10 protein-coding genes are annotated in these 11,835 nt (G+C 68.8%); 9 read left to right on the plus strand and 1 reads right to left on the minus strand.

The genetic code is table 11. The annotated features are described in order from the left end of the window. Positions 1–26 precede the first annotated feature (26 nt). From fghA to etfB, 9 genes are all read left to right on the plus strand, one after another. A complete protein-coding gene (fghA, locus tag FHR97_RS05950; protein WP_183382837.1) occupies positions 27–884 on the plus strand; it encodes an S-formylglutathione hydrolase in 858 nt (285 codons plus the stop codon). Positions 885–1,168: 284 nt separating this feature from the next. Further along, positions 1,169–2,308, plus strand: coding sequence for a choline metabolism transcriptional regulator GbdR (gbdR, locus tag FHR97_RS05955; RefSeq protein ID WP_183382838.1), 1,140 nt, complete (start codon positions 1,169–1,171; stop codon positions 2,306–2,308). Positions 2,309–2,318: 10 nt separating this feature from the next. Next, complete coding sequence (mtgA, locus tag FHR97_RS05960) at positions 2,319–3,020, plus strand: monofunctional biosynthetic peptidoglycan transglycosylase (protein WP_183382839.1); 702 nt, start codon at positions 2,319–2,321, stop codon at positions 3,018–3,020. Between the two features lie 139 nt (positions 3,021–3,159). Continuing rightward, complete coding sequence (locus tag FHR97_RS05965; RefSeq protein ID WP_183382840.1) at positions 3,160–4,137, plus strand: dipeptidase; 978 nt, start codon at positions 3,160–3,162, stop codon at positions 4,135–4,137. A 51-nt stretch (positions 4,138–4,188) separates the two neighbouring features. After that, on the plus strand, positions 4,189–4,734 hold the full coding sequence (locus FHR97_RS05970; RefSeq protein ID WP_183382841.1) for a DUF5943 domain-containing protein: 546 nt from the start codon (positions 4,189–4,191) through the stop codon (positions 4,732–4,734). Between the two features lie 12 nt (positions 4,735–4,746). After that, positions 4,747–6,819, plus strand: a complete 2,073-nt coding sequence (dgcA, locus tag FHR97_RS05975; protein ID WP_183382842.1) for a dimethylglycine demethylation protein DgcA — start codon at positions 4,747–4,749, stop codon at positions 6,817–6,819. A gap of 102 nt (positions 6,820–6,921) precedes the next feature. Continuing rightward, positions 6,922–8,895 carry a (Fe-S)-binding protein gene (locus FHR97_RS05980; RefSeq protein ID WP_183382843.1) on the plus strand — a complete coding sequence of 658 codons (1,974 nt, stop codon included), beginning with the start codon at positions 6,922–6,924 and terminating at the stop codon, positions 8,893–8,895. Continuing rightward, positions 8,895–10,166, plus strand: coding sequence for an electron transfer flavoprotein subunit alpha (etfA, locus tag FHR97_RS05985; RefSeq protein WP_183382844.1), 1,272 nt, complete (start codon positions 8,895–8,897; stop codon positions 10,164–10,166). Before FHR97_RS05980 ends, etfA begins: the two co-directional genes overlap by 1 nt. Then, a complete protein-coding gene (gene etfB, locus FHR97_RS05990; protein ID WP_183382845.1) occupies positions 10,156–10,959 on the plus strand; it encodes an electron transfer flavoprotein subunit beta in 804 nt (267 codons plus the stop codon). Before etfA ends, etfB begins: the two co-directional genes overlap by 11 nt. A 78-nt stretch (positions 10,960–11,037) precedes the next feature. Here the strand turns inward: etfB and FHR97_RS05995 are convergent, their stop codons facing one another. Continuing rightward, on the minus strand, positions 11,038–11,571 hold the full coding sequence (locus FHR97_RS05995) for an invasion associated locus B family protein (RefSeq protein WP_183382846.1): 534 nt from the start codon (positions 11,569–11,571) through the stop codon (positions 11,038–11,040). Between the last annotated feature and the right edge of the window lie 264 nt (positions 11,572–11,835).

An 11,835-nucleotide genomic window follows, 5' to 3' on the forward strand; every position in this document is an offset into this window, starting at 1 on the left:
CGTGCGAACCCCATGAGGAGTCGCCCATGACCATGACCGAACACCTCGAACTGGTCTCGGCCAACCGCTGTTTCGGCGGCTGGCACAAGCGCTATCGCCATCGCTCCCGGGCGCTGGACTGCGAGATGACCTTCGCCATCTACCTGCCGCCCCAGGCCGAGACCGAGCGGGTACCGCTGCTGTGGTGGTTGTCGGGGCTGACCTGCACCGACGAGAACTTCATGCAGAAGGCCGGCGCCCAGCGGCTGGCCGCCGAGCTCGGCATCGCCATCGTCTGCCCGGACACCAGCCCGCGCGGGCTGGACCTGCCCGGCGAGCACGACAGCTACGACTTCGGCTCCGGGGCGGGGTTCTACGTCAATGCCACCCAGGCGCCCTGGAAGGACCACTACCGGATGTACGACTATGTGGCCGAGGAGCTGCCGTCGGTGGTGCGCCAGCACTTCCCGGTCAACGGCCGCGAGGCGATCAGCGGTCACTCCATGGGCGGTCACGGCGCCCTGATCCTGGCGCTGCGCCGGCCGGGGCACTACCGCTCGGTATCGGCCTTCTCGCCGGTGGTCAATCCCACCCAATGCCCCTGGGGCCGCAAGGCCTTCGGCGGCTACCTGGGCGAGGATGTCGGCAACTGGACCCAGTACGACGCCTGTGAGCTGGTCGCCCGGGGCGCCTCCCGCCAGCCGCTGTTCATCGACCAGGGCGAGGCCGACGACTTCCTCGAGGAGCAGCTGTGTCCCGAGCGGCTGGAGGCGGTGTGCGCCGAGCGGGACCATCCGCTGACGCTGCGTCGCCAGCCGGGCTACGACCACAGCTACTTCTTCATCGCCACCTTCATCGACGACCACCTGCGCTACCACGCCAAGCACCTGCACGCGACCCGCTGAGGGTGCCGAGGGGACATGCCGCCCGCCAGGGCGGCATGCTACCCTGGCGACGCGTTTCCCGGAGCGACATGCGGATGTTCATCAGCGGCGTGATTGTCTCAGTCCACCGGGAATGACCATCCGATAGGCAAATTTGACATGCCGAAAAACGACACGCGGGGTACATTCCGCAATGAGCATGCCTGACAGCGACACCTGATGCGGCCGGCATGCCCAACGCCCTGATTCCGAAGAGCAAAGACAAGGCGAATAGGGGCTCAAGACACATGCGCCGGAGTATCTAGATGACAACTACCCCCCAGGCCTCACGTGCTGCCGCTACCCCCCAGACCATCGGCTTCCTGCTGTTGGACAACTTCACCCTGATCTCCCTGGCCTCGGCCATCGAGCCCTTGCGCATGGCCAACCAGTTGGCCGGTCGCGAGCTCTATCGCTGGTTCACCCTGAGCCTCGACGGCGCCCCGGTGAAGGCCAGCGATGGCCTGCAGATCACCCCGGACGCCGCCACCACCGTGCCCCTGGCACTGGACACGGTGATCGTCTGCGGCGGGGTGGGCCCCCAGCGCAGCGTCCAGCGCGAGCATGTCAGCTGGCTGCAGTCCCAGGCGCGACAGTCGCGTCGCCTGGGGGCGGTGTGCACGGGGACCTGGGCGCTCGCCCGGGCGGGGCTGCTCGACGGCTTCGAGGCCAGCGTGCACTGGGAGTGCCTGGCCGCCATGCAGGAGGCCTTCCCCAAGGTGGCCCTGACCACCCGGCTGTTCTCCATCGACCGCGACCGTGCCACCACCTCCGGGGGCACCGCCCCGCTGGACATGATGCTGACCCTGATCGCCCGCGACCACGGTCGCGAGCTCGCGGCGGGCATCTCCGAGATGTTCATCTACGACCGGGTGCGCAACGAGCAGGATCAGCAACGGGTGCCGCTCAAGCACGTGCTGGGCACCACCCAGCCACGCCTGCTGGAGATCGTCGCCCTGATGGAGGCCAACCTCGAGGAGCCGATCAGCCTCGACGAGCTGGCCGATTACGTGGACGTCTCGCGTCGCCAGCTCGAGCGGCTGTTCCAGAAGAACCTGCACTGTTCGCCATCGCGCTACTACCTCAAGCTGCGTCTGACCCGGGCCCGCCAGCTGCTCAAGCAGACCGCGATGTCGATCATCGAGGTGGCCTCGGCCTGCGGCTTCGTCTCCACGCCGCACTTCTCCAAGTGCTACCGGGAATACTTCGGCATTCCGCCCCGGGATGAGCGGCTGAGCAGCAGTGCCGTGGAGCTGTTGCCGGTGACCCTGGGCAAGGAGACGGCGACCATCCTGCAGTCCGCCTCCTACGAGCCGGTCGCCAGCGAGCCGGTTTCCGCTGCCATGAACGCCCTGGCTCAGGCCAAGGGCGAGCCCACCTACGCCAGCGTGCGGCTCAGAACATGAGCGAGGCCTGATGCGGGGGTGGGGGCGCCGGGCGGCGCGGGTCCTGGGACTCGCCCTGCTGGGCTGGGTGGGGCTGTCGGTCCTGCTGGTGCTGATGTTCCGGGTGGTGCCGGTGGGCGGCTCCATGGTGATGCTCGAGCGCAAGGTGGAGGCCTGGCGGGACGGCGAGTCGCTGGATATCCGCCAGGAATGGCGCCCCTGGGACGCGCTGTCCCCCCAGGCCAAGCTGGCGGTGATCGCCGCCGAGGACCAGCGCTTCCCCGTGCATCACGGCTTCGACCTGGTCGAGTTGCGCCGCGCCGTCACCGCCAGCCTCAACGGCGGCGACCTGCGCGGTGCCAGTACCCTCAGCCAGCAGACCGCCAAGAACCTCTTCCTGTGGACCGACCGCAGTTGGGTGCGCAAGGGCCTGGAGGCCTGGTTCACCCTGCTCATCGAGATGCTGTGGCCCAAGGAGCGGATCCTCGAGGTCTACCTCAACATCGCCGAATGGGATGACGGCGTCTTCGGCCTGGAGGCCGCGGCCCGTCACTACTTCGGCGTCTCCGCAGCGCAGCTCAGCGCCGTCCAGGCCAGCCGCCTGGCCGCCATCCTGCCCAATCCCCGTGGCTGGAGCGCCTCCCGTCCCGGGCCCCATGTGCTGGGTCGCAGCGCCTGGATCCGCCGCCAGATGCGCAACCTCGGCGGTGCCGCCTACCTGCAACGGCTGTGAAGCGGGCGCCAGTCCCGCCATGTCGCGATCGCGACTGCCATGACGCTTTTGAAACTTTCCCGGTCGCTTCCAGGCGCCGAGCCCCGGGGGCCGGGGGATATGCTGCCGGCAAGTTCATGCACTATTCCGGAGCCCTGCCATGACCCCTTCCGAGCTGCACCAGGACGCCATCGTCATCGATGGTCTCGTTATCGCCAAGTGGAATCGCGAGCTGTTCGAGGACATGCGCAAGGGCGGCCTCACTGCCGCCAACTGCACCGTGTCCGTCTGGGAAGGTTTCCAGGCCACCGTCGACAACATCGTCAAGACCGACGCCCTGATGGCCGAATCCAGCGATCTGGTGCGTCCGGTGCGGACCACCGCGGACATCATCCGGGCCAAGGAAGAGGGCAAGACCGGTATCATCTACGGGTTCCAGAACGCCCACGCCTTCGAGGACCAGATCGGCTACGTCGAGATCTTCAAGAAGCTCGGCGTCGGCATCGTGCAGATGTGCTACAACACCCAGAACCTGGTCGGCACCGGCTGCTACGAGCGTGACGGCGGCCTGTCCGGCTTCGGTCGCGAGATCGTCGCCGAGATGAACCGTGTCGGCATCATGTGCGACCTCTCCCACGTCGGCGAGAAGACGTCCACCGAAGTCATCGAGGCCTCCGAGAAGCCGGTGTGCTACTCCCACTGCCTGCCGTCCGGCCTCAAGGAACATCCGCGCAACAAGTCCGACGAGGAACTCAAGTTCATCGCCGACAACGGCGGCTTCGTCGGCGTGACCATGTTCACGCCCTTCCTGCGCGCCGGCGTCGACGCCACCGTCGACGACTACGTCGAGGCCATCGAGTACGTGATGAACATCGTCGGCGAGGATGCCATCGGCATCGGCACCGACTTCACCCAGGGCCACGACCAGACCTTCTTCGAGTGGCTGACCCACGACAAGGGCTATGCCCGTCGCCTGACCCGCTTCGGCAAGATCATCAACCCCGAGGGCATTCGCACCATCGGCGAATTCCCCAACCTCACCGAGGCGCTCTCGCGCCGTGGCTTCAGCGAATCCCAGGTGCGCAAGATCATGGGCGAGAACTGGGTCCGCGTGCTGCGCGATGTCTGGGGCGAATGATCGCCCTTGCCCCTGAACCCGAAACCTACAACAAGTCGAGTGAGTGACACCGTGACCAAGATGGCCCCCGAACTGCCCATTGAAGTGGATGCCGAGACCGGCGTCTGGACCACCGACGCCCTGCCGATGCTCTACGTGCCGCGTCACTTCTTCATCAACAACCACGTGGCCGTGGAAGAGGCGCTGGGCGCCGAGAAGTATGCCGAGATCCTCTACGATGCCGGCTACAAGAGCGCCTGGCACTGGTGCGAGAAGGAGGCCGAATGCCATGGCCTCGAGGGCGAGGCGGTCTTCGAGCATTACATGAAGCGTCTGTCCCAGCGCGGTTGGGGCAAGTTCGTCACCGAGGCCATCGACCTCGAGGCGGGCACCTGCCGGGTGCGGCTCGAGCACAGCGCCTTCGTCTATCAGCTGGGCAAGGTGGGCCGCAAGGTCGAGTACATGTTCACCGGCTGGTTCGCCGGCGCCATGGACCAGATCCTCGCCGCGCGCGGCAGCGACTTGCGCACCGTCGCCGAACAGACGCAGAGCGCCGCCGAAGAAGGCTGCGACGTCGGGGTGTTCGTCACCCGTCCGCTCGACACCCAGCAGGGCTGAGGAGGCATCACCATGGCATTCGACGCGATCTTCCAGCCGATCCAGATCGGCAACCTCACCATTCGCAACCGCGTGGTCAGCACCGCCCATGCCGAGGTGTATGCCACCGACGGCGGCATGACCACCGACCGCTACGTCAAGTACTACGAAGAGAAGGCCAAGGGCGGCGTGGGCCTGGCCATCTGCGGCGGCTCCTCGGTGGTCTCCATCGACAGCCCCCAGGCCTGGTGGAGCTCGGTGAACCTGGCCACCGACCGCATCATCCCGCACTTCCAGAATCTCGCCGATGCCGTGCACAAGCATGGCGGCAAGATCATGATCCAGATCACCCACATGGGTCGCCGTTCGCGCTGGGATGGCTTCGACTGGTCGACCCTGCTGTCGCCGTCCGGCATCCGCGAGCCGGTCCACCGCTCCACCTGCAAGACCATCGAGGAGGAGGATATCTGGCGCATCATCGGTGACTTCGCCCAGGCCGCGCGCCGGGCGAAGGAAGGCGGCCTGGACGGCGTCGAGCTGTCCGCCGTGCACCAGCACCTGATCGACCAGTTCTGGAGCCCGCGCGTCAACAAGCGGACCGACCAGTGGGGCGGCAGCTTCGAGAACCGCATGCGCTTCGGCATGGAGGTACTCAAGGCCGTGCGCGCCGAGGTCGGCGACGACTTCGTGGTCGGCATGCGCATCTGCGGCGACGAGTTCCATCCGGACGGCCTGTCTCAAGACGACATGAAGCAGATCGCCGCCTATTACGACGCCACCGGCCAGGTGGACTTCTTCGGCGTGGTCGGCTCGGGCTGCGATACCCATGACACCCTGGCCAACGTCATCCCCAACATGGCCTATCCGCCGGAGCCCTTCCTGCACCTGGCCGCCGGCATCAAGGAAGTGGTCAAGGCGCCGGTGATCCACGCCCAGAACATCAAGGATCCCAACCAGGCCGAGCGCATCCTCGAGGGCGGCTACGTGGACCTGGTGGGCATGACCCGGGCGCACATCGCCGACCCGCACCTGATCGCCAAGATCAAGATGGACCAGGTCGACCAGATCAAGCAGTGCGTCGGGGCCAACTACTGCATCGACCGCCAGTACCAAGGGCTGGACGTGCTGTGCATCCAGAACGCTGCCACCTCCCGGGAGTACATGGGCCTGCCGCACATCATCGAGCCCTCCGAGGGGCCGAAGCGCAAGGTCGTGGTGGTCGGCGGTGGTCCCGGCGGCATGGAGGCGGCACGGGTCGCCGCCGAGCGTGGCCATGACGTGACCCTTTTCGAGGCCTCCGAGGCCCTCGGTGGTCAGATCACCACCGCCGCCAAGGCACCCCAGCGCGACCAGATCGCCGGTATCACCCGCTGGTACCAGCTCGAGCTGGCCCGCCTCAACGTCGACCAGCGCCTGGGCACGCGTGCCGACGAGGCCACCATCCAGGACCTGCGTCCGGACATCGTGGTGCTCGCCACCGGCGGTCATCCGTACCTCGAGCAGCACGAGGAGTGGGGTTACTCCGAGAATCCCGAGGAAAGCCTGGTCGTCAGCACCTGGGACGTGCTCAACGGCAAGGTCGAGCCGGGCAAGAACGTGCTGATCTATGATGCCATCTGCGAGTTCTCCGGCATGTCCGCGGCGGACTACCTGGCCGACAAGGGGGCCAAGGTCGAGATCGTCACCGACGACATCAAGCCCGGTGCGGCGGTCGGCGGCACCACCTTCCCGACCTACTACCGCAGCCTCTACCAGAAGGAGGTGATCATGACCTCCGACCTGATGCTGCACAAGGTCTACCGTGAGGGAGACGGCCTGGTGGCGGTGCTCGAGAACGAGTACACCGGCCAGCAGGAGGAGCGCGTGGTCGACCAGGTGGTGGTCGAGAACGGCGTGCGCCCCGACGAGGCCCTCTACTACGCCCTGAAGCCCCAGTCCCGCAACAAGGGGCAGGTGGACCTGGAGGCCCTCTACGCCATCCAGCCCCAGCCGTGCCTGAGCGAGGAGGGCGAGGGACCGCTGCTGTTCCGGCTCGGTGACTGCAGCGCGCCGCGCAACACCCATGCAGCGATCTACGACGCCCTGCGCCTCTGCAAGGACTTCTAGGCGAGCACGGAGACGCGGCGCCTGACGCCGTCAGTGGTCCCTGCGGCCCGGTCGTCCATGACCGGGTCGCCCAACAATTCCAAGATTGCGAGGTGAGCCGAGATGCTCGATACCCTCCTGCCGATCCTGATCGCCGCCGCGCTCGCGCTGGCGGTGATCGGTGCCGGGCGGCGTGTCCGCCTGTGGCGCCAGGGGCGTCCCGCACGGGTCCCCCTGCTCAAGGGACTGGCCGCCATGCCGCGGCGCTACCTGGTGGACCTCCACCACGTGGTGGCCCGCGACAAGGTGATGTCCAACACCCACGTGGCCACCGCCGGCGGCTTCGTCGCCGCGGCGGCACTGATGATCCTGGTGCATGGTCTGGGCCTGGCCGAGGGCGTGCTCGGCTGGCTACTGCTGGCGGCCAGCGCGACCATGTTCGTCGGCAGCTGCTTCGTGGCCCGGCGGCGTCGCAACCCGCCGTCACGGCTCTCCAAGGGCCCGTGGATGCGGCTGCCGAAGAGCCTGATGGCCTTCTCGCTGAGCGTCTTCGCCATTACCCTGCCCGCCGTGGGCCTGCTGCCCGAGGACTTCGGCAGCTGGAGCCTGGCGCTGGCCCTGAGCGCCGTGCTGGTCTGGGGCCTGGGCGAGATGTTCTTCGGCATGACCTGGGGCGGGCCCATGAAGCACGCCTTCGCCGGCGCGCTGCACCTGGCCTTCCATCGCCGTGCCGAACGCTTCGGCGAGGGGAATCGCTCCACCGGTCTCAAGGCCCTGAACCTGGACGACGAGGACGCCACCCTGGGCGTCGAGAAGCCCAGTGACTTCACCTGGAACCAGCTGCTCGGCTTCGACGCCTGCGTGCAGTGCGGTCGCTGCGAGGCGGCCTGCCCGGCCTTCGCCGCCGGCCAGCCGCTCAACCCCAAGAAGCTGATCCAGGACATGGTCGTTGGCATGGCCGGGGGCAGCGACGCCCACTACGCCGGCAGTCCCTATCCGGGCAAGTCGGTGGGCGAGCACCAGGGCACGCCCCAGGGGCCGATCGTGGCGCGCGAAGGCAAGGCCCTGGTCGACGCCGAGACCCTGTGGTCCTGCACCACCTGCCGCGCCTGCGTCGAGGAGTGCCCGATGATGATCGAGCACGTCGATGCCATCGTCGACATGCGGCGCTTCCTGACCCTCGAGCACGGCAATACCCCCAACAAGGGCGCCGAGGTGCTCGACAACCTGATCGCCACCGACAACCCGGGCGGATTCGCCCCCGACGCCCGCATGCACTGGGCCGCCGACCTCGAGTTGCCGCTGATGGCGGACCGCGGCTCGGCCGAGGTGCTGCTGTGGTTGGGCGACGGCGCCTATGACATGCGCAACCAGAGGACCCTCAGGTCGCTGGTCAAGGTGCTGCGCGCCGCCGGTGTCGACTTTGCCGTGCTCGGCAACGAGGAGCGCGACAGCGGCGACGTGGCCCGGCGCCTGGGCGACGAGGCGACCTTCCAGAGCCTGGCCAAGCGCAACATCGCCACCCTGTCGAAGTACCGCTTCCAGCGCATCGTCACCTGCGATCCGCACAGCTTCCACGTGCTCGGCAACGAATACGGCGAGTTGGGCGGCCGCTACGAGGTGCGTCACCACAGCACCTACATCGCCGAGCTCCATGAGGCCGGTCGCCTGCACTTCAAGCCCTGGAAGGGTGGCGGCGTGACCTACCACGATCCCTGCTATCTCGGCCGCTACAACGGCGAGTACGAGGCGCCGCGCAACGTGCTCAAGGCGCTCGGCATCGAGGTCGCCGAGATGGAGCGTTCCGGTTTCCGTTCCCGCTGCTGCGGCGGCGGCGGCGGCGCGCCGATCACCGACATCCCCGGTGAGCGGCGGATTCCCGACATGCGCATGAACGACGTGGGCGAGACCGGCGCCGAGCTGGTGGCGGTGGGCTGCCCGCAGTGCACCGCGATGCTCGAGGGCGTGGTCGATGCCACCGCCGAAGTGCGCGATATCGCCGAACTGGTCGCCAACGCCCTGACCGAGGCGCCCGAGGCGTCCGCCGGAGCGGCCCGGCAATCATCGGATCGGCCCCAGGCCGTGGAGGTGGTGTGATGAGCGATATCGTCCGTCGCGATCCGCGCAAGGAGTGGATCGCCCGTAACCGGCTGCACCCGCAGCACCTGGAAGTCCTGGCCGAGCTCGGCCAGGGCGCCGCCAGCGAGTGGATGGGGCCCAGCGGCCTCCTCCGCAAGAACCCGCACGCGGTGGGCTTCATCGGCCCCAACGGCATGAAGCGCATCGACCGCAGCGGCGTCCAGCAGGGCGCGGCTGGCGGCGGCGGGGCCGCCAAGTCGGCCGCTGAGCGCAAGCCGCTGGTCGAGATCGAAGCGCCGGCCTTCCTGGTGGCCGTGGTGCCGGACATGGCCGGCGGTCGCCTGACCGGCCACGACCGCGACCTGCTGGGGCTGGCCCGCCAGCTGGCCGATGCCGACCCGGCGGCCCGCGGCGCGGTGCTGGCCGTGGTCTTCGGTGAGCACAAGGAAGACGACTTCGAGGGGGCCGGTGTCGACCGTCTGCTGCACCTCACCGGGCCCGAGTTCGACGGCTTTTCCCCCGAGGCCCGCCTCGGCGCGCTGGTCGCCATGGACCTGGCCTGGACCCCGCGGCACTGGCTGCTGCCGGATTCCAAGCTGGGCGGGGCCGACCTCGGTCGGCGCCTGGCGGCCCGGCTCGGCGAGCGCCCGGCCACCGGCGTCTGGCAGCTCGAGGCCGACGGCGAGGCTCCCCTGGGCTGGCGCTGCATCGCCCGCGGGGCGGCGGGCACCCTGGATTTCCAGCGGGCCGTGCCCCGCCTGGTGCTGGCCCTGGCCGAGTGTGCCGAACCGGTCAGCGAAACGCGCCATGCCGCCGAGCCCCTGGCGCTGCCCGAGGCCCTGCCCTCGCAGCTGTCGCGTATCCAGGACCTCGGCCAGGTGGCGGTCGACCCTGCCGGGGTGGCGCTGTCCGAGGCCGAGTTCATCCTCTCCGCCGGTAACGGCGTGCGTGACTGGGACGCCTTTCATCGTGCCGCCGAGGTGCTGGGGGCGACGGAAGGGGCGTCCCGGGTGGCCGTGGACGACGGCTTCATGGCTCGCGACCGGCAGGTCGGGGCCACCGGCACCTGGGTCACCGCCCGGGTCTACGTGGCGGTGGGCATCAGCGGGGCCATCCAGCACCTCCAGGGCATCCAGACCTGCGACAAGGTGGTGGCCATCAACATGGATCCCGGCTGCGACATGATCAAGCGCGCCGACCTGGCGGTGATCGGTGACTCGGCCAAGGTGCTCGAGGCCCTGGTCGCCCTGGTGGAGCAGTCAAGGGAGGAGAAGCGCAATGCGGCCTGATACTCATCACAACGGATCGCTCGCGGTGACCGTGCTGGTCTCCGTGGGGCGTCATCCGCTGACGGGGCGCGGTCGGCGTGCCGACCAGGATGCCCGCGGGGTGGAACTGGCGCGTACCCTGACGGACGCCGAGGTCGAGCTGTGGCACGCCGGCCGCCTCGACGAGGGCAGCGAAGCGGCCCTGCGCGGCTACCTGGGCATGGGCTTCGATTCCCTCTCGCTGCTCGAGCAGCCCGCCGGGGGCGACGTGCTGCCCGCCCTGGCCGAGGCCCTCGAGGCGGCGGGGCCGCAGCTGGTGATCGCCGGCGAGCGAGCCGAGCAGGGCGAGGGATCGGGCCTGCTGCCCTACCTGCTCGCCGAGCGCCTGGGCTGGCCGCTGGTCAGTGGCCTGGCGGCCGTGGAAGACGTCGCGGAGGGCGTCGCCACGCTGCTGCAGGCCTTGCCCCGGGGCCAGCGTCGCCGGCTCCAGGTGCGCCTGCCGGCCATCGTCACCGTCGACGCGGCGGCGCCGGCCCCGCGCCAGAGCGCTTATGGCCCGGCCCGGCGTGGTTGCCTGGACGTGCAGGCGGCAGCGGTGATGGACGACGCCGACATGGCCCAGTGGCAGGCACAGCCGGCGCGCAAGAGGCCCAAGCGCCTGAAGATCGTCAAGGCCGCCTCGGCCCGGGATCGCTTCAAGGCCGCCGCGGCCAAGGCCGAGGGCGGCGGTGGGCAGGTGCTCACCGATGTCACCCCGGAGGAGGGCGCCGAGGCCATCTTCAAGCTGCTCAAGGAGGAGGGCGTGTTGCGCTAGTCGCAGAGCGTCCGCTGTCGCAACGCAAAGCCCCGGCCTGGTGCCGGGGCTTTCGCGTGTGGGGCCATGGCGTCGCCGTCAGGGCGCGATCCGCTGGCTGGCATCGGTGAAGCCCATCAGCGAGATGTCCAGGTCCATGCGGTTGCCGCGGGGGTCGACCAGGCTCAGCGTCGCGCTGCTGCCGGAGCGCAGCGCCTGGAGCAGTGCCGGCTCCACCGGCAGGTCGGCGCGACAGCCCTGCTGCAGGCAGACCTGGTAGGGGAACTGGGCCGGCTGGGCGCTGCCCGCGCTCAACTGCAGGCCGGGCGCAAGACGCACGCCCAGCGGCAGCAGGAAGGTCATCGCCGGGCGACCCTCGAGCTGCGGCGGGTAGGCGACCACCACCCGCATCATGGGCTGGTCGCTGTCGGCGTTGGTGACCACCTGGTTCATGGTGCAGTTGCCCTGGCTGGCGTCGCTCGGGCAGACCACCTCCCAGTCATCGAACTGCTCGGTGGTGATATCGGTACGGGCCTGCTCCGACGAGGCCTGCTGGGCGAAGGCGTTGGGCGCCAGGGCCAGCAGCGACAGCAGGCCGGTCAGGCACAGGCGGCGGGCGACAGGATTCGGCATCGGTGGTATCTCCTTGGCGTGGGTGGCCATGAACGTTCGATCGGGTCATGCATCCGCGGCCGGCGCCCGGCACGGGGGGCGAGGCCGCCTCCCGGGCGATGCCCGGACGGGAAGCCCTACCATGCCCCGATGACCCCCCCGAGGTCGAGTCCCGAGGGCATTTTGTCAGGGCTATCGCATTGGGATATGACGAGGGGCGTCGGGGACAGGTCGGAGAGGAGGTCCTACGCCATGGATGGCGTCGGTAGCGCCCAGGGATGGGTT

Origin of the sequence: Halomonas stenophila, from assembly GCF_014192275.1 — a bacterium.
GTDB lineage: Bacteria > Pseudomonadota > Gammaproteobacteria > Pseudomonadales > Halomonadaceae > Halomonas > Halomonas stenophila.

What these genes read in the sequence shown, in the direction of transcription:
- FHR97_RS05980 (WP_183382843.1), top strand. Translation starts at nt 6,922, where the DNA reads ATGCTCGATACCCTCCTGCCGATCCTGATCGCCGCCGCGCTCGCGCTG.
- dgcA (WP_183382842.1), top strand. Translation starts at nt 4,747, where the DNA reads ATGGCATTCGACGCGATCTTCCAGCCGATCCAGATCGGCAACCTCACC.
- FHR97_RS05995 (WP_183382846.1), bottom strand. Translation starts at nt 11,571, where the DNA reads ATGCCGAATCCTGTCGCCCGCCGCCTGTGCCTGACCGGCCTGCTGTCG.
- fghA (WP_183382837.1), top strand. Translation starts at nt 27, where the DNA reads ATGACCATGACCGAACACCTCGAACTGGTCTCGGCCAACCGCTGTTTC.
- gbdR (WP_183382838.1), top strand. Translation starts at nt 1,169, where the DNA reads ATGACAACTACCCCCCAGGCCTCACGTGCTGCCGCTACCCCCCAGACC.
- etfB (WP_183382845.1), top strand. Translation starts at nt 10,156, where the DNA reads ATGCGGCCTGATACTCATCACAACGGATCGCTCGCGGTGACCGTGCTG.
- etfA (WP_183382844.1), top strand. Translation starts at nt 8,895, where the DNA reads ATGAGCGATATCGTCCGTCGCGATCCGCGCAAGGAGTGGATCGCCCGT.
- mtgA (WP_183382839.1), top strand. Translation starts at nt 2,319, where the DNA reads ATGCGGGGGTGGGGGCGCCGGGCGGCGCGGGTCCTGGGACTCGCCCTG.
- FHR97_RS05965 (WP_183382840.1), top strand. Translation starts at nt 3,160, where the DNA reads ATGACCCCTTCCGAGCTGCACCAGGACGCCATCGTCATCGATGGTCTC.